Source organism: Microbacterium enclense (assembly GCF_004022425.1).
GTDB lineage: Bacteria > Actinomycetota > Actinomycetes > Actinomycetales > Microbacteriaceae > Microbacterium > Microbacterium enclense_A.
The window spans coordinates 1-22,155 of record NZ_RBZY01000041.1 but is presented as its reverse complement, the minus strand read 5'-3'; the positions used below and the strand labels follow the sequence as shown (position 1 = coordinate 22,155).

At 70.4% G+C, this 22,155-nt stretch carries 27 protein-coding genes; 14 read left to right on the top strand and 13 right to left on the bottom strand.

All coding sequences use genetic code 11. The features are described 5' to 3' along the window. Positions 1 to 5 precede the first annotated feature (5 nt). Entirely contained in the window at positions 6 to 641 is a 636-nt protein-coding gene (locus D8Y23_RS11750; protein WP_128218314.1) for a metal-dependent transcriptional regulator, read from the top strand. Between the two features lie 73 nt (positions 642 to 714). Beyond that, positions 715 to 1,146, top strand: coding sequence for a hypothetical protein (locus D8Y23_RS11745; protein ID WP_128218313.1), 432 nt, complete (start codon positions 715 to 717; stop codon positions 1,144 to 1,146). Here the strand turns inward: D8Y23_RS11745 and D8Y23_RS11740 are convergent. Then, a complete protein-coding gene (locus D8Y23_RS11740; protein WP_128218312.1) occupies positions 1,095 to 3,578 on the bottom strand; it encodes an HAD-IC family P-type ATPase in 2,484 nt (827 codons plus the stop codon). The two genes, D8Y23_RS11745 and D8Y23_RS11740, sit on opposite strands and share 52 nt — an antisense overlap. A gap of 43 nt (positions 3,579 to 3,621) precedes the next feature. Next, on the bottom strand, positions 3,622 to 4,569 hold the full coding sequence (locus D8Y23_RS11735) for an SDR family NAD(P)-dependent oxidoreductase (protein ID WP_128218311.1): 948 nt from the start codon (positions 4,567 to 4,569) through the stop codon (positions 3,622 to 3,624). Positions 4,570 to 4,756: 187 nt separating this feature from the next. On the opposite strand from D8Y23_RS11735, the gene D8Y23_RS11730 reads away from it, so the two are divergent. The 4 genes from D8Y23_RS11730 (at position 4,757) to D8Y23_RS17230 (ending at position 6,570) form a co-directional block, all read left to right on the top strand. After that, on the top strand, positions 4,757 to 4,927 hold the full coding sequence (locus D8Y23_RS11730; RefSeq protein ID WP_128218310.1) for a CsbD family protein: 171 nt from the start codon (positions 4,757 to 4,759) through the stop codon (positions 4,925 to 4,927). An 88-nt stretch (positions 4,928 to 5,015) separates the two neighbouring features. Next, positions 5,016 to 5,846: an HAD-IIA family hydrolase gene (locus D8Y23_RS11725; protein ID WP_128218309.1), complete on the top strand. Its 831-nt coding sequence runs from the start codon at positions 5,016 to 5,018 to the stop codon at positions 5,844 to 5,846. Between the two features lies 1 nt (position 5,847). Then, positions 5,848 to 6,423, top strand: coding sequence for a YdeI/OmpD-associated family protein (locus tag D8Y23_RS11720; protein WP_128218308.1), 576 nt, complete (start codon positions 5,848 to 5,850; stop codon positions 6,421 to 6,423). 12 nt (positions 6,424 to 6,435) lie between these two features. Beyond that, positions 6,436 to 6,570: a hypothetical protein gene (locus D8Y23_RS17230; protein ID WP_275087508.1), complete on the top strand. Its 135-nt coding sequence runs from the start codon at positions 6,436 to 6,438 to the stop codon at positions 6,568 to 6,570. Between the two features lie 175 nt (positions 6,571 to 6,745). Here the strand turns inward: D8Y23_RS17230 and pyrE are convergent, their stop codons facing one another. Continuing rightward, the gene (gene pyrE, locus D8Y23_RS11715) at positions 6,746 to 7,324 is read right to left on the bottom strand and encodes an orotate phosphoribosyltransferase (RefSeq protein ID WP_128218307.1); all 579 of its coding nucleotides are present in this window, start codon (positions 7,322 to 7,324) and stop codon (positions 6,746 to 6,748) included. Between the two features lie 80 nt (positions 7,325 to 7,404). On the opposite strand from pyrE, the gene D8Y23_RS11710 reads away from it, so the two are divergent. Next, positions 7,405 to 8,250: an exodeoxyribonuclease III gene (locus D8Y23_RS11710; RefSeq protein ID WP_128218306.1), complete on the top strand. Its 846-nt coding sequence runs from the start codon at positions 7,405 to 7,407 to the stop codon at positions 8,248 to 8,250. Between the two features lie 79 nt (positions 8,251 to 8,329). Continuing rightward, entirely contained in the window at positions 8,330 to 8,560 is a 231-nt protein-coding gene (locus tag D8Y23_RS11705) for a hypothetical protein (RefSeq protein WP_128218305.1), read from the top strand. Positions 8,561 to 8,662: 102 nt separating this feature from the next. Here the strand turns inward: D8Y23_RS11705 and D8Y23_RS11700 are convergent, their stop codons facing one another. Further along, positions 8,663 to 9,235, bottom strand: coding sequence for an NADPH-dependent FMN reductase (locus tag D8Y23_RS11700; RefSeq protein WP_128218304.1), 573 nt, complete (start codon positions 9,233 to 9,235; stop codon positions 8,663 to 8,665). Positions 9,236 to 9,380: 145 nt separating this feature from the next. Between D8Y23_RS11700 and D8Y23_RS11695 the strand changes: the two genes are divergently transcribed. The 4 genes from D8Y23_RS11695 to D8Y23_RS11680 all read left to right on the top strand — a co-directional run bounded on the left by D8Y23_RS11695 (position 9,381) and on the right by D8Y23_RS11680 (position 13,435). Then, the gene (locus tag D8Y23_RS11695; RefSeq protein ID WP_128218303.1) at positions 9,381 to 10,652 is read left to right on the top strand and encodes a sensor histidine kinase; all 1,272 of its coding nucleotides are present in this window, start codon (positions 9,381 to 9,383) and stop codon (positions 10,650 to 10,652) included. After that, on the top strand, positions 10,645 to 11,334 hold the full coding sequence (locus tag D8Y23_RS11690; RefSeq protein ID WP_128218302.1) for a response regulator: 690 nt from the start codon (positions 10,645 to 10,647) through the stop codon (positions 11,332 to 11,334). Before D8Y23_RS11695 ends, D8Y23_RS11690 begins: the two co-directional genes overlap by 8 nt. 101 nt (positions 11,335 to 11,435) lie before the next feature. After that, positions 11,436 to 12,320 carry an ABC transporter ATP-binding protein gene (locus D8Y23_RS11685; protein WP_128218323.1) on the top strand — a complete coding sequence of 295 codons (885 nt, stop codon included), beginning with the start codon at positions 11,436 to 11,438 and terminating at the stop codon, positions 12,318 to 12,320. Further along, complete coding sequence (locus D8Y23_RS11680; RefSeq protein WP_128218301.1) at positions 12,317 to 13,435, top strand: ABC transporter permease; 1,119 nt, start codon at positions 12,317 to 12,319, stop codon at positions 13,433 to 13,435. Before D8Y23_RS11685 ends, D8Y23_RS11680 begins: the two co-directional genes overlap by 4 nt. 61 nt (positions 13,436 to 13,496) lie before the next feature. Here D8Y23_RS11680 and D8Y23_RS11675 read toward each other — a convergent pair whose 3' ends face one another. Genes D8Y23_RS11675 through D8Y23_RS11665 form a run of 3 tightly spaced genes read right to left on the bottom strand, consistent with a single transcriptional unit; the run spans position 13,497 to position 16,452 of the window. Then, positions 13,497 to 13,877 (bottom strand): VOC family protein, encoded by a 381-nt coding sequence (locus tag D8Y23_RS11675; protein ID WP_128218300.1) that lies wholly within the window; start codon positions 13,875 to 13,877, stop codon positions 13,497 to 13,499. Positions 13,878 to 13,903: 26 nt separating this feature from the next. Beyond that, a complete protein-coding gene (locus tag D8Y23_RS11670) occupies positions 13,904 to 14,608 on the bottom strand; it encodes a hypothetical protein (RefSeq protein ID WP_128218299.1) in 705 nt (234 codons plus the stop codon). 44 nt (positions 14,609 to 14,652) lie between these two features. After that, positions 14,653 to 16,452: a glycoside hydrolase family 15 protein gene (locus D8Y23_RS11665; RefSeq protein WP_128218298.1), complete on the bottom strand. Its 1,800-nt coding sequence runs from the start codon at positions 16,450 to 16,452 to the stop codon at positions 14,653 to 14,655. 85 nt (positions 16,453 to 16,537) lie between these two features. Between D8Y23_RS11665 and D8Y23_RS11660 the strand changes: the two genes are divergently transcribed. Continuing rightward, positions 16,538 to 17,905 carry a glucose-6-phosphate dehydrogenase gene (locus tag D8Y23_RS11660; RefSeq protein ID WP_128218297.1) on the top strand — a complete coding sequence of 456 codons (1,368 nt, stop codon included), beginning with the start codon at positions 16,538 to 16,540 and terminating at the stop codon, positions 17,903 to 17,905. A gap of 95 nt (positions 17,906 to 18,000) precedes the next feature. Then, a complete protein-coding gene (locus D8Y23_RS11655) occupies positions 18,001 to 18,585 on the top strand; it encodes a nitroreductase family protein (protein WP_128218296.1) in 585 nt (194 codons plus the stop codon). Between the two features lie 7 nt (positions 18,586 to 18,592). Here the strand turns inward: D8Y23_RS11655 and D8Y23_RS11650 are convergent, their stop codons facing one another. The 6 genes from D8Y23_RS11650 to D8Y23_RS11625 form a co-directional block, all read right to left on the bottom strand. After that, positions 18,593 to 18,886, bottom strand: coding sequence for a hypothetical protein (locus D8Y23_RS11650; protein ID WP_164878225.1), 294 nt, complete (start codon positions 18,884 to 18,886; stop codon positions 18,593 to 18,595). Beyond that, on the bottom strand, positions 18,855 to 19,259 hold the full coding sequence (locus tag D8Y23_RS17315) for a HipA domain-containing protein (protein WP_428844477.1): 405 nt from the start codon (positions 19,257 to 19,259) through the stop codon (positions 18,855 to 18,857). The genes D8Y23_RS11650 and D8Y23_RS17315 overlap by 32 nt, the downstream gene beginning before the upstream one ends. A 67-nt stretch (positions 19,260 to 19,326) precedes the next feature. Beyond that, the gene (locus D8Y23_RS11640) at positions 19,327 to 19,680 is read right to left on the bottom strand and encodes a winged helix-turn-helix transcriptional regulator (RefSeq protein ID WP_128218294.1); all 354 of its coding nucleotides are present in this window, start codon (positions 19,678 to 19,680) and stop codon (positions 19,327 to 19,329) included. Next, a complete protein-coding gene (locus D8Y23_RS11635; RefSeq protein ID WP_128218293.1) occupies positions 19,677 to 20,081 on the bottom strand; it encodes a VOC family protein in 405 nt (134 codons plus the stop codon). Before D8Y23_RS11635 ends, D8Y23_RS11640 begins: the two co-directional genes overlap by 4 nt. 43 nt (positions 20,082 to 20,124) lie before the next feature. After that, a complete protein-coding gene (rraA, locus tag D8Y23_RS11630) occupies positions 20,125 to 20,592 on the bottom strand; it encodes a ribonuclease E activity regulator RraA (RefSeq protein ID WP_128218292.1) in 468 nt (155 codons plus the stop codon). Positions 20,593 to 20,674: 82 nt separating this feature from the next. Further along, a partial coding sequence (locus D8Y23_RS11625; protein WP_128218291.1) for an AAA family ATPase occupies positions 20,675 to 22,155 on the bottom strand: 1,481 nt, incomplete at its 5' end.

The window sequence follows — 22,155 nt, the reverse complement described above, 5'->3', positions numbered from 1 at the left end:
AGCGCGTGGAATCGCCCGTGGCCGACGACTATCTGAAGGCCATTTACCACCACACCGAGTGGCAGGACGACCCGATCACGCCCTCGCAGCTCGCCGGTGTTCTGGGCCTCGCCCCCTCGAGCGTGACCGAGATGGTGAAGAAGCTCGCGGCGCAGGGGCTCGTCAGCCACCGACCGTACGGACCCGTCTCGCTCACGCCTGCCGGTGAACGGCGAGCAGCGTCCGTGATCCGCCGCCACCGCCTCATCGAGACCTGGCTCGTCCGCGAGTTCCGCTATTCATGGGACGAGGTGCACGACGAGGCCGAGGTTCTCGAGCACTCGCTCAGCGACCGCCTGCTCGAAGGCATCGACGAGCGGCTCGGGCGCCCCCGGTTCGACCCGCACGGGGATGCGATCCCGGATGCCACCGGGGCGGTGCACCGCGAACCCTTCGTGCTGCTCGGAGATGCGGCATCCGGTCATTCCGGACGCGTGCTGCGCGTGAGCGACCGCGACCCGGAGCTCCTTCGCGCGCTCGTCGCACGACGGATCGACGTCGGACACGAGCTCGAGGTCGTCTCGCGCGACGTCGTGCGCGCCGACGGCGTCGAGGTGTCGCTGCCCGACGGCGCCGGGGCGTCGGTCTGGCTCACGCGCTGAGCACCCGAGAGTCCCGCTCCACCGTTACGCTGACCCCAACCGGCTCCCATGGAGCTGACGAGGGGAGGTATCCATGACCGACACCGACGGAGTGCGTCGCCCCCTTCCCGTCACCGTCGCGGTCGTGCTCGTCTACGTGGGCGGCTTCGCCAACACCGCACTCGGCGTCCTCGTCCTCTTGGCGCGGTACGAGGTGGATGCCGACGATGTCCTGCCGGTGTCGCTGGTCGGCGCCGCGACGATCCTGCTGGGACTGCTCACCGTCGCCGGCGGATCGTCGCTGGCTCGCGGCAGCCGTCTGGCGCGGAACCTGCTGACCGCGTACCTGTCGCTGCTCGTCGTGCTGCAGGCGATCGCCCTCGCCCTCACCGAGCTCGACCCGACGATCATCGTCGCGCAGCTCGCGGCACTCGCGGTGCTCGCGGCGGTGTGGATCCCCCCGACGGCGCGGCGCTATTTCCGCCGAGCGATACCTTCGTCGACCGCTCCGGCACCGACGCGGTGAGTCGCGGCTCCGGTCCGAGCCGTGGGGAGTCGGAGCGTCCACCGCACGAAGCGGCGGTGAGCGAAGCGGACGATCTCGATCGCGGCGACGGCCGCCATCACCACCCCGGTGATCAACCAGGCGCCGTCTTCGCCCGGGTCCTGCAGTTGGAAGAACTGCCCGAGCGCCGGGATCGTGAAGATCGCGGTGAGCGCGATGAACATCGCCCCGATGACGAGCACCTTCACGCGCGTGACCGGCCGGGACAGCACCGTCAGCACCCAGATCGCCACGATCGCGAGGATGATCGTCGCCCCGGTCCGCAGCTGCTCGACGCTGAGGCCCAGTGCCATCGCGGCCCGTGTGTAGAGCGTCAGAGCGACGGCGATCACAAGACCAGCGGGGATCGCGAAGCTCAGTGACCGGCGCAGGAACCCCGGGACGTAGCGCTGGGTGTTCGGCAGCAGCGCCAGGAAGAAGGCGGGGATGCCGATGGTCAGGCCGTCGGTGATCGAGAGCTGTCGCGGGAGGAACGGGAACTCCATCACGAGGGCGCCGAAGAGGATCGCGAGGCCCGTGGCGTAGACGGTCTTGGTGAGGAAGAGCATCGAGACGCGCTCGATGTTGGCGATCACCTGACGCCCCTCGGCGACGACCGACGGGAGATGCGAGAAGCGCCCGTCCAGCAGCACGAGCCGCGCCACGGCTTTGGTGGCCGCCGCACCGGAGTTCATCGCGATGCCGATGTCGGCGGTCTTGATCGCGAGCGCGTCATTGACGCCGTCGCCGGTCATCGCCACGACGTGTCCCCGCGCCTGCAGGGCGGAGACCATGCGCTTCTTCTGGTCGGGGGTGACGCGTCCGAAGACGGTGTGCTCCTCGAGGATGCGCCCGAGCTCGACATCGTCGTCGGGGAGGCCCCGCGCGTCGTAGCCCTCGTCGACCTCGAGTCCGACCTCGCGGGCGATCGCGGCAACCGTGCGCGGGTTGTCCCCGGAGATGACGCGCACGGCGACGCCTTGTTCACGGAAGTACGCGAGCGCCTCGGGGGCGTCCGGTCGCACCGCCTCGACGAAGGTCAGGACCGCGACGGGAGTGGCGCCATCCGGGAAACGCTCCACGGCGACGTCGGCGTCGTCGAGCGCGGCGACGGTGTGGGCGAGTACCAGCGTGCGACGCCCCGACGAGGCGAGACGGGTCACCGCCGCGCCGAGCTCGCTCGTGGCATCCGCCGCCGTATCGCCGAACACCATCTCGGGCGCCCCGAGCACCCACGCCCCGGGCGCGGCTCCGGCGAAGGACACCGCACTCCATTTGCGGGCCGAGGAGAAGGGGATGTGCTGCGCGGCCCGTAGCGGCACGGCGACCGGGAACGGCTCCCGCAGGCACTGCGCGGTGGCATTGGCATCCTCGGCCGCGCCGTACCACGCCAGCACATCCCGCCAACCGTCGGCCGTCTGGAGTTCGAGCGCCGCGTCGAAACGGATCTCGCCCGCGGTGAGCGTGCCCGTCTTGTCGAGGCAGATGATGTCGACCCGGGCGAGGCCCTCGACCGCGGGCAGCTCGTTGACGAGCACCTTCTTGCCCGCCAGCCGTGCCGCGCCGACGGCGAACGCGATGGAGGTCATGAGCACGAGGCCGAGGGGAATCATCGCCGTGAGCGCCGCGATCGTGTTGACCACGGCCTGCGACCACGTGCCCTGCTGCCAGGCCTCGATCCATCCGCCGGCGACCATCATCTGGGCATTCAGGACGAGGAGACCGATGGGCCCGATCCCCCAGCCGACCCACCGGAGCACACGGTCGATCGACGTGCGCAGCTCGCTCGAGACCAGCTGGAAGCGTTTGGCTTCCGCGGCGAACGCGTTCGCGTACGACTCGGCGCCCACGCGCGTGACCCGAGCCGTTCCCTCCCCGGCCACGACGATCGACCCGGACAGCGCCTCGTCGCCCGGTCGCTTGTCGACGGCATCCGACTCCCCCGTGAGCATGGATTCGTCGATCTGCAGCGCCCGGGATTCGGACACGACCGCGTCGGCGGGCACCTGGTCTCCCGCCCGCAGCACGAGCAGATCGTCGCGGACGACCTCGGCGGGGGCGATCTCGGAGTCGGATCCGTCGCGACGCACACGCGCGCGTGGAGCGTTCAGCAGGGCGAGGCGATCGAGGGCGGCCTTGGCCCGGAACTCCTGCACGCACCCGATGACCGCGTTCGAGAGCGCGGCGACGCCGAACAGCGCGTCCTGCCAGCGGCCGAGCAGAAGCAGCACGAGGAAGCACGCGCCGACGATGCCGTTGAAGAGCGTGAAGACGTTGGCCCGAACGATGTTCCACGCCGACCTGCTGCTGTCGGCGACGAAGGCGTTCGTCTGCCCGGCGGCGACTCGCTCGGCGACCGCGGCCGCTGTCAGTCCCCGGTGGTCGGCCACAGTGTCACGAGCGGTGGGCTCCATGCGATCACTGTAGGGGCACGCTTCGAAATCGCGGCGTGCCGATTCAGGATGCCGTGCGCCGCACGCGTTCGAACGGCCACCGGACGTGGGTCGCCGTCTCGCACGCGTGCCACAGGTCCGCGCTCATCTCGGCGTCGCGCGTCCGTCGCGCCGGTGTCGCCGAGCGCGGCGCACCGCGCAGCACCTGAGCCGGTCCGAACATCGTCCCGCCCTCGGCGAGCGGGTCGACGAGCGCCCGCACCAGGGCCCACGCCCCCTCGTCCTTGGACTGCGTGATGGGAGCCTGCAGGTTGTCGAAGAAGCGCGTGAGACGCGACGGCTCGTTCACGCCCCGGATGCCGCGGGTGCGTCCGCTCGTGGAGTAGCCCGGGTGGGCCACGAGACTCTCGACCGGCACGCTGTGCGCGCGGAGCCGGCGATCGGCCTCGAGGGCGAGCATGGTCGTGGCGGCCTTGGACTGCACGTAGGCCCGCCACGGCGTGTACCCCTCGACGAGCTCGGGGTCGGTGGGCACGTGCTTCCACAACGACGTCGACATGCTGCCCACCCACACCATGCGGCCGCGGGCCGAGGCCAGGGGCGTGAGCAGTTCGCCCGCGAGGGCGAAGTGTCCGAGCACGTTGGTGGCGAAGATCTTCTCGTGGCCGCCCGCCACCTCGCGGGTCTTCGCCGGGTGCACGATGCCGGCGTTCATCAGGAGGCCGTCGAGCCGGCCCCGCGCGCGGACCGTCGCCGCGGCGGCGCGCACCGAACCGAGGTTGCTCGTGTCGAGCAGGAGCGTCTCGATCGAGGCATCCGGGTGCGTCCGCTTCACCGCGTCCTTGGCGAGCACGAGGCGGTTCGGGTTGCGGCCGGTCAGCACGACGTGCGCGCCCGCCCCGACGAGCTGCTCGCAGGAGAAGTACCCGAGGCCGCGTGTGGCACCGGTGACGAGGTAGGCGCGGCCCGACAGGTCGGGAAGGTTTCGGGGATCCCACTCGTCGCGCGCCACCCTTCGACCCTAACGAGATCGCGGGACGCCGTCACGGGTTCATTCCCGACGCGGAATACCGATCTCGTGAACTTTTTCGCTCGATCGCGTGACGAACCGTCGGCTCGCTCCGTCTGATCAGTGAGCGCACCGCTCCGCCGCGGCCATCACCCGGCGCGACGTCTTCAGTGAAGGGAAGGAACCGATCATGGGTCTCGACGACAAGATCAAGAACGCCGCTCAGGACATCGTGGGCAAGGCGAAGGAAGCCGTCGGCAACGCCACGGACAACGACAAGCTCGCGGCCGAGGGCCGTACCGAGCAGGCCAAGGCCGACGCGAAGAAGGCGGGCGAGAACGTCAAGGACGCGTTCAAGTAATCCGCGTGTGCGCACGGGTGCCCGATCGGGTGGCCCGTGCGCACATCCGTCCCCTGGCCGTGTCGGGCCCCCGGGCTAGGCTGAACCCATGCGAACCCGTGGCGACGTGGAATGCTGGCTCACCGACATGGACGGCGTGCTCGTCCATGAGAACACCCCGATCCCCGGCGCGTCCGAACTTCTCGCGCAGTGGAAGTCCGAGGGCACGCCGTTTCTCGTCCTCACCAACAACTCCATCTTCACGCCCCGCGATCTCAGCGCCCGGCTGCGGTCATCGGGTCTCGTGGTCCCCGAGTCCGCGATCTGGACGTCGGCGCTGGCGACGGCCGATTTCCTTCGGTCGCAGATGCCCGGCGGCTCCGCCTTCGTCATCGGCGAGGCCGGTCTCACGACGGCACTGCACGAGGCCGGATTCATCATGACCGAGACCCATCCCGACTACGTCGTGGTCGGCGAGACGCGCAACTACTCGTTCGAGGCGATCACGAAGGCCATCCGCTTCATCCGCGACGGCGCCCGTTTCATCGCCACGAATCCGGATGCCACGGGCCCCTCCACCGAGGGCGTACTGCCCGCGACTGGCGCGATCGCGGCACTCATCACGAAGGCCACCGGCAAGGAGCCCTACATCGTGGGGAAACCGAACCCCATGATGTTCCGCTCGGCCCTCAACCGCATCGGTGCGCACTCCGAGAACACCGGCATGATCGGCGACCGCATGGACACCGACATCGTGGCCGGCATCGAAGCGGGGCTTCACACCGTCCTGGTGATGACGGGCATCAGCGATCAGCGCGAGATCGAGAAGTACCCGTTCCGGCCCGACGAGATCCTGGCATCCGTGGCCGAACTCATCCGCGACGAACCGATCGAGACCGACCTCGCCGACGGCGAGGAGGGGCTGGCCGAAGGCCTGTGACGTGGGCGCGCTCGATGACGGGGTGAAGGTCGCGGCGGTCGACGCCGTCGAGTGGGGCCGCTGGCTCGAAGAGAACCACACCGTGTCGAGAGGCGCCTGGCTGCTCCGCGGCCGCGGCGCCGACGCGGGCCGCTACGTCGGCTACGAAGAGGCGATCTGCGAAGCGCTGTGCTTCGGGTGGATCGACGGACCCGTGCGGGTGTTCGACGAGGTCAGCTCGGGACTGTGGTTCGCACCCCGCCGCGCGATGAGCGGCTGGGCGGCGACGAACAAGGCCCGCATCGCGCGACTCGAGGCCGAGGGTCGACTGCGCCCGGCCGGTATCCGCGCGCTCGAGGTCGCTCGGGCCAACGGAGCGTGGGAGATCCTCGACGGTCCCGAGGCCGGCATCGAACCACCCGAGCTCGCCGCCGCGCTCGACGCCGTGCCCGCCGCCCGGGCGAACTGGGATGCCTTCCCGCCGTCGAGTCGCAAGTTCGGACTCACGCAGATCGCGATGGCCGTCAGGCCGCAGACACGCGAGGCCCGCATCGCCAAGATCGTCGCCGACGCCGCCGCGGGCACGCGCCCCACCTGACCGGGAGACACCATGGACGACCGCACGCTCTGGCTCCTCACCGCCATCCTCATCACGGCCGGCGCGCTCGTCGCCTTCGTCGTGCAGTGGCGCCGGTCGCGGCGCGGGGGCGGTCGCGACCCGTTCGACGGCCCGGGCGACGACTGACGCGCATCGCCGGGTCGTGGCATCCGGTCGTGAAGGCGGCAGCTGACTCTCGCCGCCGGCTGGGTGGCATCCGGTCCGTGTCGCGAGAACAGGGGATGTGCCCGGAACAGGGCGATCCGCGCCGGAACGGCCTGTTGCCGGCACGGCACCTGTTCCCGGAACCGCCGCAAAAGGGTTACTGCGGCTGCAGCCCCAGGTCGTCGAGGTCGATGGATGCCAGCCACTGCAGGCCCTCGGCCTCGATCGCGGCCTGCGCGCCGGTCTTGCGGTCGACGATCACGGCGACGGCGACGACGTCGGCACCCTCGCGGCGCAGCGCCTCGACAGCCTTGAGCGCGGACTGACCGGTGGTCGAGGTGTCCTCGACGACGACGACGCGCTTGCCCGCGACGTCGGCGCCCTCGATCTGGCGGCCGCGGCCGTGGTCCTTGGGCTCCTTGCGCACGACGAACGCGTCGAGCGGGTGACCCGCGTGCACCGACTCGTGCATGACGGCGTTGGCGATGGGGTCGGCCCCGAGCGTGAGTCCGCCGACGGCGACGACACCGTCGAGGTCCTTCACGAGGTCGAGCACGAGACGGCCGATCGCGGGGGCCGCGCGGTGGTCGAGCGTGAGCTTGCGCATGTCGACGTAGTACGTCGCCTTCTTGCCGCTGGAGAGCGTGAAGTCGCCGTGGAACACCCCCTCGGCGTTGATGAGGCCGATGAGGGCCTGACGGTCGGCTTCGAGCTCGGGCGTGGAGGCGGCGGTCACGGCGTCGAGTCTATTTGCTCATCCCGCGCGGCACCCGCGGGCGACCGGCGATGTCGGCGGCCGAAAGTAGGCTGGATGCCATGCGCCTGGCCACCTGGAACGTCAACTCCGTCCGCGCCCGCGTCGCCCGCACCGTCGAATTCGCCGTGCGCGAGCACATCGACGTGCTGGCGATGCAGGAGATCAAGTGCAAGACGGAGCAGTTCCCGTACGCCGCGTTCGAAGAGGCCGGGTACCACGTCGTCGCGCACGGGCTGAACCAGTGGAACGGCGTCGCGATCGCGAGCCGTGAGCCGATCGACGACGTCGAGATCGGCTTCCCCGGCATGCCCGGGTTCGAGAAGGGCAAGGAAGGCCCCGACCTGCCGAAGGAGGCGCGCGCGATCGGCGCGACGATCAACGGCGTGCGCGTGTGGAGCCTGTACGTCCCGAACGGCCGCGGACTCGACGACCCGCACTACCGCTACAAGCTCGACTGGCTCGAGGCCCTGCGCCTCCACACGGGAGACACCCTCGCGGCGAACCCCGGTCTCCCTCTGGCCCTGACCGGCGACTTCAACATCGCCCCGACGGATGCCGACAACGGCGACCCCACCGTGGTCGAGGGTGCGACCACCCACGTCTCGCCGCCCGAGCGCGCCGCGTTCGCCGCGTTCGAGTCCGCGGGGCTCACCGACGTCGTGCGCCCGCTCATCCCCACCGGATACACGTACTGGGACTACAAGCAGCTGCGCTTCCCCCGCAACGAGGGGCTGCGGATCGACTTCATCCTCGGCTCCCCGGCGTTCGCCGACGCGGTGCAGGGCGCCGAGATCCACCGCAACGAGCGCAAGGGCGAGGCGCCGAGCGACCACGTGCCCGTCGTCGCCGACCTCGACTTCTCACACGGGGACGACGACGACGATCTGCCGATGATCTTCGGCTGACGGCATCCACTGCTCCGTCTCACGGGGGAGTCGCGGCGACGTGATCCTCCCTACGCTCGCACGGAGGGAGGAGATCTTCATGGCACCAACGAAAGACCGACAGGACTCCACGGCGGTCTGGTACTTCATCGCCGCGACGTTCATCCTGACGCTTCCGAACCTGCTGTTCCCGGACATGCACGTCGCCGTCAGAGTCGCGATCGTCCTCGTCGGCATCGTGATCATGGCGCTCGGTTTCGTGCATCTGCGCGGGGAGCTGGCCGCAAGAGATCGGCCCTCCCCCGACGGTCCCCCCGCCGACGAGGACTGACCGGGGCGTGAGCCAAGCGGGTTTGGGGCGCATCTCGTGCGTCGGGGCCGGAAATCTCACGCCCCAACGCGCGGATCGCGCCCCAAACCGGCACGCGAGGCGTCAGGCCGCGGGGACCTCGGCGGGCGCGGTGCGCCGCACGAGCGTCACGAGCGCCTCGATGATCGAGCGCAGGAACGCGGCGGTGTCCTCGTCGTTGACGGTGCCGTCCTCGTCGAACAGGCCGGGCGTCGACTGGATGTAGCCCTCGGGCTGACCGAGGACGAGCGCGTTGTAGTGGAGCAGCACGGAACGCAGGTGCTGCTGACCGGCCGCGGTGGCGATGCCGCCCTGCGAGGTGCCGACGACGGCGGTGGGCTTGTCGTTGAACGAGGCCTCACCGTAGGGACGGGCCGACCAGTCCAGCGCGTTCTTCAGCACGCCGGGGATCGAGCGGCTGTACTCGGGGGTGACGACGATGACGCCGTCGGCATCCTCGATCGCACCCTTGAAGTCGCGCGCGACCTGGGGGAAGTCGCCGTCATAGTCGGGCGAGTAGAACGGGAGGTCCGCGATCGGGATCTCCTTCAGGGTCACGCCCTCGGGCGCCACCTTCGCCAGCGCTTTGGCCAGACGGCGGTTGATGGACGTGCTGGAGATGCTGCCGACGATGTAGCCGATCGTGTAGTCGGTCACGATGGTCCTTCCTGGGATGACGGAGGCGCGAAGCGCCGCGATGCATTCACGTGCAAGCTTTTCGTTTCGCGGACTCTCCCTCGCGGGGGTTGACTCCGTCCCCAGGGGGATGCAGAACGCCGGGAGTCCGGAATAACGTGGAGGGATGCCGAAGCTCACGCGCGCGCAGTGGCGCAGCGACATCGTGCTCGCGGCGGTGCTGTTCGTCGGGGGACTTCTCAGCGCGGTGCTGTCCGCGGTCGCCGGGATCTACGGCGATCAGCAGGCGGAGTTCGTGCTCGCCGTGCTGTACGTCGCGGTGCTGTCGATTCCGCTCGCCTTCCGTCGCCGTTGGCCGTCGATCGTGGCCGTGATCGTCTCGGCGGCGTACTTCTTCGCCGTGACGCTCCGGGTCCCCGAGGTGTACGCGGGCAACATCGCCATGTTCATCGCGATCTACACGGTCGGAGCCTGGTCGACGAACCGGCGCCGGGCCACGATCGTGCGGGCGGCCATCATCCTCGGCATGTTCGCGTGGCTGTTCGTCGTGATGTTCCAGGACGCCACGATGCCGGTGGACCAGGTGCCCGAGGGTTTCCCGTCCCGCACGGGCGCCTTCTCTCCCTTCGTCGCCTCCCAGCTGCTCGGGCTGGCACTGAACGCCCTCTTCTTCGGCGGCGCGTACTTCTTCGGCGAGCGCTCGCATCAACAGCGTCTGCAGCGCACGGCGCTCGAGGAGCGCACGGCCGAGCTCGAGGCCGAGCGCGAGATCACGGCCGCCCAGGCCGTCGCTCTCGACCGGGTCCGCATTGCCCGCGAATTGCACGATGTCGTCGCGCACCACGTCTCGCTCATGGGTGTGCAGGCCGGTGTGGCCCGCTCGGTCATCGACCGCGACCCGGACAAGTCCCGCGAGGTTCTGAGCGGTATCGAGGAATCCGCCCGCACATCGCTGCGCGAGCTGCGGCAGCTGCTCGAGACGCTCCGGACCCCGGATACCGCCGACGGCGGCGAGCCGAGCACCGACACCGCTCCGACGACCCACGGACTGGCATCCATCCCATCCCTCGTCGCGGAGGCCTCCGCGGCGGGACTCCCGACGACCTTCGCCGTCATCGGTGAGCCGGCTGTGGAGCCGCCGCCGCTCGTGCAGGTGAACCTCTTCCGCATCGCGCAGGAGGCGCTGACGAACGCCCGCCGGCACGCGGGGCCCGCCGCGACGGCCGACGTGCGCGTCCGATTCGATGACACCACCGTCGAACTCGAGGTGACCAACACCGGCCGCCGGGGCTCCGGCGCCCCGGGCCTCGGTCAACGCGGCATGCGCGAACGCGCCGCGGTGTCGGGCGGCAGCATCGAGATGGGCCCGCGCACGCGCGGCGGGTATCTCGTCCGGGTCCGTGTGCCGCTGGTCGAGGTCGAGGTCGCCCATGCCTGAGCTGCGCGTGCTGCTGGTCGACGACCACGCGATGATGCGGGCGGGGTTCCGCACGATCCTGTCGCTCGAGGACGACATCGACGTCGTCGGCGAAGCGGGCACCGGCATCGAGGCGATCGCCGCGGCCGTCGAGCTGCGACCCGATGTGATCTGCATGGACGTCCAGATGCCCGACATGGACGGGCTCGAGGCGACGCGGCGGATCGTCGCCGACCCCGCCTCGAACGCCGCCGTGCTCATCGTGACGACCTTCGACCGCGACGATTACCTGTTCGACGCCCTTGCGGCGGGAGCCAGCGGCTTCCTCCTCAAGAACGCGGGGCCCGAGGAGCTCGTGGGCGCCGTGCGGGTGGTCGGGGCCGGCGACGCGCTCCTCGCGCCCGAAGTCACGCGCCGCGTCATCGCGCGATTCGCGGGTCACGGCGGCGAGATGGTGGCATCCACCTCCACCCGTCGCACGGCGCCCGCGATCGAGCCGCTCGTCCTCGCCGAGCCCCTCACCGATCGCGAGGCCGAGGTCTTGAAGCTCGTCGCCGAGGCGCTGAGCAACGCCGAGATCGCGGCGCGCCTGTTCATCGGCGAGGCGACCGTGAAGACGCACGTGTCGAACGTGCTGCAGAAGCTCGGCGCGCGCGACCGCGTCCAGGCGGTCGTGCTGGCCCACCGCCACGGCTTGACGTAGGTCCTCCCCCGCACGGCGGAGAGGCGGAACCCTCCCCCGGACGGATGCCCGAGCGCGCGGCCGTCCGTAGCGTGGATGCCATCACCAGAGAGGGGTGGACCGTGCTGGAACTGAACGGCATCACGAAGAGCTACGGCGGGCGCCGCGTGCTCGACGATGTGACCTTCACCGTCGCACCGGGCCGACTGACGGGGTTCGTCGGGGGCAACGGCGCGGGCAAGACCACGACCATGCGCATCGCGCTCGGCGTCCTCGCCAAGGACGCGGGCACCGTGGCGATCGACGGCGCACCGCTGACGGCGGCCGACCGCCGCCGCTTCGGCTACATGCCGGAGGAGCGCGGCCTGTACCCGAAGATGAAGGTCGCCGAGCACATCGCCTACCTCGCCCGTCTCCACGGCTTCGGCAAGGCGGAGGCGACGGCGAAAGCGACGGCCCTGCTCGAGCGCCTGGGCCTCGGCGAGCGCCTGAACGACCTCGTCGAGACGCTGTCGCTGGGCAACCAGCAGCGCGCGCAGATCGCCGCGTCGCTGGTGCACGAACCGGACGTCCTGATCCTGGACGAGCCGTTCTCGGGCCTCGACCCGCTCGCCGTCGACGTCGTCGCGGGCGTGCTGCAGGAGAAGGCCGCCACCGGCACGGCCGTGCTGTTCTCGTCGCACCAGCTCGACGTCGTCGAGCGCCTGTGCGACGACCTCGTGATCATCGCCGGCGGCACGATCCGCGCGGCCGGCAGCCGCGACGCGCTGCGCGCCGAGCACGCGACGCACCGGTACGAGCTGCTCTCAGGCGGGGACGCCGGGTGGCTGCGCGACCAGCCGGGCATCACCGTGCTCGACTTCGACGGCGGGTACGCCGTCTTCGACGCGGCCGACGACGACGCGGCCCAGGCGGTCCTCCGGGCAGCGGTCGCCCGCGGCGACGTCGCGAGCTTCGCGCCGCAGCGCCCGACCCTCGCCGACATCTTCAAGGAGGTCATCCAGTGAGCACCACGAACACGTCCCGTCGGTCGACGCCGAGCGAGCTGCAGAGCGTGTGGCTGGTGGCCGAGCGCGAGATCGGGTCGAAGCTGCGGAGCAAAGCGTTCGTGATCTCGACGGCGATCCTCATCGTCGCGGCTCTCGCGTCGGTGCTCTGGGGCGGTTTCGCCGCCCGCGACGCGGTGGGCAGTGGCATCCCGGTCGCCGTCACGAGTCAGACGCAGGCGGCCCTGTCCGGGCTCGAGGGCGTCGAGGCCACGGTCGCGGATTCCGACGACGACGCCCGCGCGCTCGTCGAGGACGGCACGGTGGATGCCGCGTTGGTCTCGGGCTCGACGAACCCGGCGTTCGACTACACCGTGGTGGTGAAGGACGGGGTCCCCAGCACGCTGCTGCAGATGCTGAGCGAGACACCCCCGGTCGAGTCGCTCGAACCCGGTGCAGGTGCCGCGGACGTGCTCCGCTACTTCATCGCGCTCGGCTTCGGCATCGTCTTCCTCATCGCGGCCAGCACCTTCGGCGGAACGATCGCGCAGAGCGTCGTCGAGGAGAAGCAGACGCGGGTCGTCGAGATCCTGATCTCCGCGATCCCGGTGCGGGCGCTGCTGGCGGGCAAGGTGCTGGGCAATACGGTCCTCGCGATGGCGCAGATCATCCTGCTCGCCGCGGTGGCCGTGATCGGTCTCGCCGTCACCGATCAAGTCGGGGTGCTCGGTGCGCTCGGCGCGCCGATCGCGTGGTTCGCGATCTTCTTCCTGTTCGGCTTCGTCCTGCTGGCGTCGCTGTTCGCCGCGGCCGCCGCGATGGTCTCGCGTCAGGAGGACATCGGGGCCACGACCACCCCGATCACCATGCTGATCATGGCGCCGTACTTCCTCGTGATCTTCTTCAACGACAACCCCGTCGTGCTGACGATCATGTCGTACGTGCCCTTCTCGGCACCCGTCGGGATGCCGCTGCGCATGTACCTCGGCGATGCCCAGTGGTGGGAGCCCGTCCTGTCGCTGCTGATCCTCGTCGCCTCGTGCGTCGCGGCGATCGCGCTGGCCGCCCGCATCTATCAGAACTCCCTGCTGCGCATGGGGGCGCGCGTCAAGCTCGCGGAGGCGCTGCGGGGCTGACCGGCTCGGGCCCGGTCACCGGCGGGATGGATGCCACGGCTTCTGGCATCCATCCCGCTTCTCATCCCTCGAGGACGGCGAGGACGTTGCCCGCGGGGTCGCGGAACCAGGCGATGAGCGGTCCGCCTTCCCGCATGATGCCGCGCGAGTCGGTGGGGAAGTCGCCGTCGTCGTAGATCTTCGTGTCGACGCCGCGAGAGCGGAGGTCGTCGACGGCGGCCTCCACGTCGGCGACCGGGAAGTTCAGCACCGTGAACGACGCCGGGGTGTGGTGCGGTTTGCCGTAGACGAGCACGGAGCCGCCGGATGCCAGGTGGAGACGGAGGAATCCGGATCCCTCGAGCACCTCCACCCGGATGCCGAGCGTGTCGGCGTAGAAGCGGTGGGCGGCGTCGAGATCGTCGACGGCGAAGCCGGAGAAGGCTCCCTCGGTGTGGAACATGTCGTGTCCTTTCCCTGTGTGGCCGATCACTCGGTGACGTACGCGGTCACCGACTCCGACAACCGCACGGGCGTGCCGCGGATCGACATGCGGCTCGTGTCGCCGAGCCCGACGCTGAGGTGCTGGTCGATCCCGAACACCGCTCCGTCATCGAAAGGTCCGCCGGTGGTGCACCCCGCGGACCAGGGCTGGTCGTTCACGACGATGAACGTCACCACGCAGACGCCGTCTCCGCGCTCGGGCTGGGCGAGGAAGACGCGGAACCCGCGCATCACGGCGATGTACCGGGTGGTTGCGGGATCGATGCCGCTGTCGTCGATGATGCTCGCCGAGATCACATCGTCGTCGCTCTGCGGGAACGCCAGCTCGGGGTAGCGCACCGAGGGCGTCGGTGACGGCGTGGACGAGGCGGCCACGAACGCCGGCGACGCCACGCCGACGGCGTACCCGGCGCCGAGAAGGACACCCGCCACAGCCACTGCGGCGATGGCGGCGAGCGCGCGGTGGCGGGGAGGCGTGGCATCCGTCGGCTCGTCTTCCTCGGCCTCGACGGGCGCTGTCTCCGCGAGGGGCGCAGGCGGGGCGGAGGGGACGGACGGGGCGGCGGTGGGGGTGCGGCGCGCCTCTTCGAGGACGGTGAGCCGCGCGATCTCTTCGGGGGTCGCCGGGGTTCCCGTGTCGCCGTAGACACGCTCACGCAGGCGGTTCAGCTCGACGTCGTCGTCGGTCATGCCCCCGACTCTAGAACCGCCCGGGGCCGGTCGGGGCGGAGATGTCAGGGAGCTGTCGTCAGGAGGGCGTCGGCCGCGCCGACCAGCGCGAGGTGCGACAGCGCCTGCGGGGTGTTGCCCGCCTGCCTCTTGCCGCGCGGGTCGTACTCCTCGGACAGAAGACCGACGTCGTTCGCGACCGCCGTCAGCCGCCGCATGAGGGCGACGGCGTCGTCGCGGCGTCCCGTCCGCGCGTACTGTCCGACGAGCCAGAACGAACACGCCAGGAAGGGGTGCTCGTCGCCGGCCAGCCCGTCGACACCGGTCGTGCGGTAGCGCAGCAGCCAGCCGTCGGGCATGAGGGTCTGCTCCATGCGTTCGACCGTCGCCAGCATGCGGGGGTCGTCATAGGCGCAGAACCCGACCTGCGGCAGGATCAGCAGCGACGCGTCGACCTCGTCGGTGTCGGCGTGCTGCGTGAACCACCCTCCGGAATGCACACCGCGGGCATCGATCTCTGCCCGCACGCGATCGCGCAGGGCGCGCCAGGTCTCGACCTCGCCGTCCAATCCGTCTTGTTCGACGGCCCGGATGCCACGATCGAACGCCGCCCACACCATCGCCCGCGAGTGCGTGAAGAAGTGGGGGTCGCCGCGCATCTCCCAGATGCCGTTGTCGGGGCGGTCGACCCACTGCACGAGCTGGGCGAGCAGCGCCCGCTGCAGCGCCCACGAGAACGTCGATTCCTCGACCCCGGCCCGGCGCGCCTCTTCGAGGGCCACCAGGACCTCGCCGATCACGTCGGCCTGGTACTGGTCGACAGCCCCGTTGCCGATGCGCACCGGCCGCGCGTCCTCGTATCCGGGCAGGCTCGTGACCTCGCGCTCGGGGAGGTCGCGCTCCCCCGCGATGCCGTACATGATCTGGACATCGGCAGGGTCTCCGGCGATGGCCCGCAGCAACCACCGGCGCCACCGGTGGGCCGCCTCGAGGTACCCGTGATCGATGTACGCGCTGAGGGTGAGGGCCGCGTCGCGCAGCCACACGTAGCGGTAGTCCCAGTTGCGCTCGCCGCCGAAATCCTCGGGCAGCGACGTGGTGGCCGCGGCGACGATGCCCCCGGTCTCGGAGTGCGTGAGCGCGCGGAGCACCAGCAGCGAACGGGTGACGAGCTCGGCGTGCTCGCCCGTCGCCTTCACGCGCGCCGCCCACGTCACCCACCATTCGAGGGTGCGCTTGAGCGCGGCATCCACGTCGATGGGCTCGGGCGCCTCGCGCCACGACGGCCCCCATTCGAGGACCGAGTCCACGTTCTCGCCCGCGACGGTGGTCCACAGCGCGCGGTGGGCCGTATCGACCGCGATCAGTCGCGGACCGCGCAGCACCACGGCATCCGGCCCCGCGACCGCGAGGATCGCGTGCTCGTGCCCCGACCCGATCTGCCGCACCCACGGCACCGCCCGCGCGTAGTCGAAGCGGAAACGCACCTCGCTGACGAAGTCGACCTCGCCCGCGATCCCAACGACCCGCCGGATGACCGCCTCGACGCCCTCGTCGATCGGCATCGCGTCGTGCACCTCGGCGACCCCGGTGGCCGTCTCCCACCGCGTGACGAGCACGAACGTGTCGTCGTCGTAGCGGCGGGTCGCCGTGGCATCCGGATCCGTGGGGCGCAGCGACCACGCTCCGTGCGATTCATCGCCCAGCAGCGCCCCGAACATCGACCCGCTGTCGTAGCGGGGCAGGCACAGCCAGTCGATGCTCCCGTCGCGCGAGACGAGGGCGGCGGAACGGCAGTTGCTGAGGACGGCGTAATCCTCGATCGCGGTACTCACCCTCGTGATTGTGGCAGGGGATCCCGACATCGTGGCCGAGCATCTCGCTAGCGGCATCGGTGGGCTCGCTGCAAGCGACGAGCCTGTGTCGGAGCGGGGCGCTACGGTGGGCCACATGCCGGCGGACACCACCCTGATCATCCTGGGCGCTTCGGGCGACCTCACCTCGCGACTGCTCCTCCCCGCGCTCGGGCAGCTGCTGACCCGCGAGCCCGACCGCTCGGTGCGGCTGCACGGTGCGGGTATGGACGACTGGACCGACGAGCACTGGCGCGACGTCGTCCGCGCGTCGTTCGCCACGATGGGGGCCGACGCGGCTTTCGACGCGGTCGGCGAGACCACCTACAGTCAGGCCGACATCACGAAGGCCGCCGACCTCCAGAAGCTGCTCGATGCCGTTGAGGGCCGCCCCGCGCTGTACTTCGCGGTGCCGCCCGCCGTCGCCGAGAGCGCCTGCGTCGCTCTCGCCGACGTGACGATCCCCGAGGGCACGATCCTGGCGCTGGAGAAGCCCTTCGGCACCGACGAGGCCAGCGCCCACGCGCTGAACCAGCTGGTCGCCAAGCTCGTCCCCGAAGAGCAGGTGTTCCGCATCGATCACTTCCTCGGTCGATCCACGGTGCTGAACCTCCTCGGCGTCCGCTTCGCCAACCGCCTGATCGAGAGCGTGTGGTCGGCCGACGACATCGCCACCGTCACGGTGGACTACCCCGAGAAGCTCGGGCTCGAGGGTCGCGCGGGGTATTACGACCACGCCGGCGCCCTGGTCGACATGATCCAGAGCCACCTGCTGCAGGTCATGGCGTTCGTGACGATGGAGCCGCCGTCCTCGCTCGACCAGCTGGACTTGCGGGATGCCACGTCCGCGGTGCTCCGCGCGACGCACGTATGGGACGACGACCCGGTGCAGAGCTCGCGCCGCGCCCGCTACACCGCGGGCTCGGTCGGCGACCGGCACTTCGCGTCGTACGCCGATGAGCCCGGGGTCGATCCGTCGCGGCAGACCGAGACGCTCGCCGAGATGACGGTCGAAGTGCGCACGGCCCGCTGGCAGGGCGTGCCGATCGTGCTGCGGTCGGGCAAGGCCCTCGGGTCGGACGCCGGCGACCCCGCCGTGACGGTGACCTTCAAGCCCGTGCGGCATCTCCCCGGCGGCTTCGTCGGCGAGAGCTCGCCCACCGTGCTGACGTTCTCACTCGGCCCCGACACGATGAGCCTCGGCTTGAACGTCAACGGCGCCGACGACCCGCTCGAGCTGGAACGCGTCACCCTCGCGGCAGACCTCGGCGAGGGCGGTCTGAAGGCCTACGGCGAAGTGCTCTCCGGCATCCTGGACGGCGATGCGATGCTCGCCGTCCGCGGCGACGCCGCCGAGCAGTGCTGGCGCATCGTGCAGCCGGTCATCGACGCGTGGCGCGCGGATGACGTGCCGCTCGAGGAGTACCCGGCGGGCACCGCGGGTCCGGCGTCCTGGGGTCTGTGACTTTCACCGACACAGGGGAACATCGAGCGGTGAGACCGCGTTGGATGGATCGGGTCGACGGTGCCCCGGCTTCGTTTCCACCCTCAGGAGTACCCATGTCCCACGTTCTCGACCGCGCCGCTCAGACCGACGTCCCGATCCTCGACGTCCTCGCCGAGCGCTGGAGCACCCGCGTCTTCGACGCCGAGGCTCCCATCGACGAGGAAGCGCTCCGGGCGGCGTTCGAGGCGGCGCGGTGGTCGCCGTCCGCCAACAACACGCAGCCCTGGCGTTTCGTGCTCGCCCGCCGCGGCACCGATGCCCACGCCCGCATCGTCGAGTCGCTCGTCGGCTTCAACCAGGGATGGGCTCCGGCCGCCGGGGCTCTGTTCGTCGTCCTCGCCGAGACCGCCGACGCCGAGGGCACCGCCCGCCCGTGGGCGACGTACGACGCCGGCCAGGCCGCCGCGTTCTTCACGGTCGAGGCGCACGCCCGCGGGCTCGCCACCCACACGATGGGCGGCTTCTCCGCCGACCAGCTGCGCGCCGCGTTCGACATCGACCCGCGCTTCATCCCGGTGACGGTGATCGCGGTGGGTGCCTTCGGCGACCCGGCCGCCGCCGAGGAGGCCGTCCGCGCCCGCGAGGCCGCTCCCCGCACGCGCCGCCCGCTCGCCGATTCGCTGCTGCTCGACGCCTGACGCCCGGCTAATCGCGGGGCTGAGGAGTCCCGAGGCGGTCGCGCAGCATCAGCGGCAGGTGGGAGGCGATGCGGGCGGGCTTGCCGTCGAGAAGATTCAGTGCCTGTCCCCGCACGTAGCCCGGAACGTGGGCCGCGATGCTGTCGTGGGCCGCGAGTATGCGCGTCGCCGCCACCATCGGCGCAAGCGTCTCGTTCACGGCGGAGGTCGCGGAGGCTTCCGACAGCCCCCACGATGCGCCTTCGGCAACGAGGTCCGCGCGTGTCACGTCAGGAAGCTGTTGCACGCCATCGATCCACATGGAGAGACGGGTCGTGGCCCCGTACGCGAGGGCGAGCGGGGCCACGTCGTAGAGGGGGGGCGAGGAACATCGCCCCCGCCTCGTCATGGAGGAGTGAGAAGTTCTTCGCGTGGGCGTCGGTGTTGCCCATCGCGACGTTGAACGTGGCGTAGCGCAACAGCCGCAGCCGATCCGCGGTCCGGGTCGAGAACACGTTTCCGCCGCGATCGAGCAGCCCGGCGATGGCGCCGAGCGACGCCCGCGGGTCGTTCTGCTGGAATTTCTCGTTCCCGCCCCAGGGATGCCGCGGGCCTGGGCCGCGTCCTCCTGATGGAGGCGTTCGATCCCGGTGGCATTTCGGCGGCGGTCGTATCTCTCGATCACGGGCACCCACCTCGTGCCGATCTGCTCGATCCACGAATCCATCGAGGTCAGCCCCAGAGCACACGACGCGGTTGAGATCACCCGTCCTGGCGCCCACCGCCGGGTGATCTCGGCGACGTCGCGTGATCTGGCGCCGCGGTCGGCACCAGGGTGGGGACGGAAGCGGCCCACGAAGACAGCGCCTCGATCGCCTCGCGCAGCGCCTCGCCCCGCTCGGTCAGGGCGTAGGCGCGCGTGTTGTGCTTCAGCGGGAGTCGCCGGAGGACGCCGGCCTCCTCGAGCTCGCGCAACCGCGCGGCGAGGATCGCGGTGCCGATGCCGAGGTCGCCCTGCAGATCGCCGTAGCGCTGCGGGCCGTCGAGCAGCCGCTCCACGATGAGCAGCGCCCACCGCGGCCCGACGACATCGAGAGCCGCCGCGAGGTCGCTCACTCGGACGTTTCGGCGTCTGTCTTCATCCAGAACGGCGAGTAGTGGTAGCCGTCCGGGTCGTCGAACTGGCGCTGATACATGAACGGGTAGTCGTCGGTGTCGCCGACGCGGCCACCCGCCGCCCCGGCGCGCTCGACGAGGGCGTCGACGGCTTCGCGACTGCCGAGGTCGAACGACACCGTGATCTTCGAGGGAGTCTCGGGCCCGCCGATCAGGTCTTCAGTGCCGCCGACGGCGGCGTACATCTCGCGGCTGCCGAGCATGACGTACTGCTCGGGCGCGATCGCGAAGCACGAGACGTTGTGGTCGGACATCTGCTCGTTGAGCGTCCATCCGAGGGTGGTGTAGAAGGCCGTCGCCCGCTCGACGGACTCGACGGGACACGTGAGGAAGAGGCTCATGGCGCTGATACTTTCAAAAGTGAAGTGCGGCGTCAAGACCCGATCAGCGCTCGACGAGCACGCCGTCCGCGTCAGCCCACACGTGCCGCCCGGGCGTGAACACGACGCCCGCGATCGTCACCGGGACGTCGACCTCGCCGACGCCGTCCTTCGCGCTCTTCCGCGGGTTCGAGCCGAGCGCCTTGACCCCCAACGGCAGGGATGCCAGGGCCGCCCGGTCGCGGATCGCCCCGTGCACGATGACCCCGGCCCACCCGTTCTCGACCGCGGACGCCGCGATCAGGTCGCCGACGAGCGCGGACTCGAGCGAGCCGCCGCCGTCGACGACGAGCACGGCCCCGTCGCCCGGGGTGGCGAGCACCTGTTTCACGAGTGCGTTGTCACGGTGGCAGCGCACCGTGCGCGCGGGACCGTCGAAGGCGACGCGACCGCCGAGATCGAGCAGCTGCAGTGACAGGGAGTCGAGGTCATCGCCGCGCTCGTCGTAGAGGTCGGCCGTCGCGATCGTCATGGCGCCAGGGTAGCGAGGCGCTTCACGACGGCACAGACGAGGGGATGCCACGCACCCGGCGCGGCATCCCCTCGGCATCCGACTACTCGACGATCTCGGCCTCGATCACGTCGTCGTCGAGGTCGCCCTGCTCGTCGGCGGGTCCGGCGCTCGTGAGCACCAGCGACTCGCCGTCGCTCGCGACGTCGACCTTCACCAGGTCGCCGTCGTGCACACCGCCGGCGAGGATCGCCATGGCGAGGCGGTCCTGCACCTCGGACTGGATCAGACGCCGCAGCGGTCGCGCGCCGTACACCGGGTCGTAGCCGCGCTCGGCGAGCCACGACCGCGCATCGGGCGTGACCGCGAGCGTCAGGCGGCGTTCGCGCAGCCGCTTGTGCAGCGCGTCGACCGCGAGCTCTACGATCTGGGCGAGGTCGTCCTGGGTGAGCGCCTGGAAGATGACGATGTCGTCGAGTCGGTTCACGAACTCGGGCTTGAACGCCTGCCGCACCAGCGCCTGCACCTGATCGCGCTTGGTCTCGATCGACAGCGTCGGGTCGATGAGGATCGGCGAGCCGAGGTTCGACGTCAGGATCAGGATGACGTTGGTGAAGTCGACCGTGCGGCCCTGTCCGTCGGTCAGCCGACCGTCGTCCATCACCTGCAGCAGGATGTCGAACACCTCGGGGTGCGCCTTCTCGACCTCGTCGAGCAGCACCACGCTGTACGGGCGCCGACGCACGGCCTCGGTCAGCTGACCGCCCTGCTCGTAGCCGATGTACCCCGGAGGGGCACCGACGAGCCGGGCGACGGAGTGCTTCTCGCCGTACTCCGACATGTCGATGCGCACCATGGCGTGCTCGTCGTCGAAGAGGAAGTCGGCGAGCGCCTTCGCGAGCTCGGTCTTGCCGACACCCGTCGGGCCGAGGAAGAGGAAGGAGCCGACCGGACGGTTCGGGTCGCTGATGCCGGCCCGCGAGCGCCGTACGGCGTCGGACACCGCCTTCACGGCATCCTTCTGTCCGATCAGGCGCTTGCCGAGCTCGCGCTCGAGGTGCAGCAGCTTCTCGGTCTCGCCCTGCAGGAGGCGCCCGACCGGGATGCCGGTCCACGCGGCGATGACGGCCGCGATGTCTTCGTCGGTCACCTGCTCGTTGACCATGCGGTCACCGGCGGGCTCCTCGCGCTCTGCGGTCATGAGCTCGCGCTCGAGCGCCGGGATGTCGGCGTACAGCAGGCGCGACGCGCGCTCCAGATTGCCCTCGCGTTGGGCGCGCTCGGCATCCACGCGGGCCTTGTCGAGCCGCGTCTTGAGGTCGCCGACGCGGTTGAGCGACGCACGCTCCCGTTCCCACCGCGCCTGGAGTTCGTCGAGCTTCGACTGCTCGGCGGCGAGGGTCTCGCGCAGGGTCGCCAGGCGCTCCTTCGAGGCGGCGTCCTTCTCCTTCTTGAGCGCGAGCTCCTCGAGCTTGAGGCGGTCGACGTGGCGGCGCAGCTCGTCGATCTCGAGCGGAGCCGAGTCGATCTCCATGCGCAGGCGCGACGCGGCTTCGTCGATCAGGTCGATGGCCTTGTCGGGCA

Excerpts from the sequence above, each read along its gene's own strand:
- D8Y23_RS11705 (WP_128218305.1), top strand. The coding sequence starts at position 8,330 with ATGGCACCAACGAAAGACCGACAGGACTCCACGGCGGTCTGGTACTTC.
- D8Y23_RS11635 (WP_128218293.1), bottom strand. The coding sequence starts at position 20,081 with ATGAGCCTCTTCCTCACGTGTCCCGTCGAGTCCGTCGAGCGGGCGACG.
- D8Y23_RS11650 (WP_164878225.1), bottom strand. The coding sequence starts at position 18,886 with ATGTGGATCGATGGCGTGCAACAGCTTCCTGACGTGACACGCGCGGAC.
- rraA (WP_128218292.1), bottom strand. The coding sequence starts at position 20,592 with ATGACGATCGCGACGGCCGACCTCTACGACGAGCGCGGCGATGACCTC.
- D8Y23_RS11725 (WP_128218309.1), top strand. The coding sequence starts at position 5,016 with ATGCGAACCCGTGGCGACGTGGAATGCTGGCTCACCGACATGGACGGC.
- D8Y23_RS11655 (WP_128218296.1), top strand. The coding sequence starts at position 18,001 with ATGTCCCACGTTCTCGACCGCGCCGCTCAGACCGACGTCCCGATCCTC.
- D8Y23_RS11670 (WP_128218299.1), bottom strand. The coding sequence starts at position 14,608 with ATGACCGACGACGACGTCGAGCTGAACCGCCTGCGTGAGCGTGTCTAC.
- D8Y23_RS11730 (WP_128218310.1), top strand. The coding sequence starts at position 4,757 with ATGGGTCTCGACGACAAGATCAAGAACGCCGCTCAGGACATCGTGGGC.
- D8Y23_RS11690 (WP_128218302.1), top strand. The coding sequence starts at position 10,645 with ATGCCTGAGCTGCGCGTGCTGCTGGTCGACGACCACGCGATGATGCGG.
- D8Y23_RS11675 (WP_128218300.1), bottom strand. The coding sequence starts at position 13,877 with ATGTTCCACACCGAGGGAGCCTTCTCCGGCTTCGCCGTCGACGATCTC.
- D8Y23_RS11740 (WP_128218312.1), bottom strand. The coding sequence starts at position 3,578 with ATGGAGCCCACCGCTCGTGACACTGTGGCCGACCACCGGGGACTGACA.
- D8Y23_RS11695 (WP_128218303.1), top strand. The coding sequence starts at position 9,381 with ATGCCGAAGCTCACGCGCGCGCAGTGGCGCAGCGACATCGTGCTCGCG.
- D8Y23_RS11745 (WP_128218313.1), top strand. The coding sequence starts at position 715 with ATGACCGACACCGACGGAGTGCGTCGCCCCCTTCCCGTCACCGTCGCG.
- D8Y23_RS11665 (WP_128218298.1), bottom strand. The coding sequence starts at position 16,452 with ATGTCGGGATCCCCTGCCACAATCACGAGGGTGAGTACCGCGATCGAG.
- D8Y23_RS17230 (WP_275087508.1), top strand. The coding sequence starts at position 6,436 with ATGGACGACCGCACGCTCTGGCTCCTCACCGCCATCCTCATCACGGCC.
- D8Y23_RS11710 (WP_128218306.1), top strand. The coding sequence starts at position 7,405 with ATGCGCCTGGCCACCTGGAACGTCAACTCCGTCCGCGCCCGCGTCGCC.
- D8Y23_RS11660 (WP_128218297.1), top strand. The coding sequence starts at position 16,538 with ATGCCGGCGGACACCACCCTGATCATCCTGGGCGCTTCGGGCGACCTC.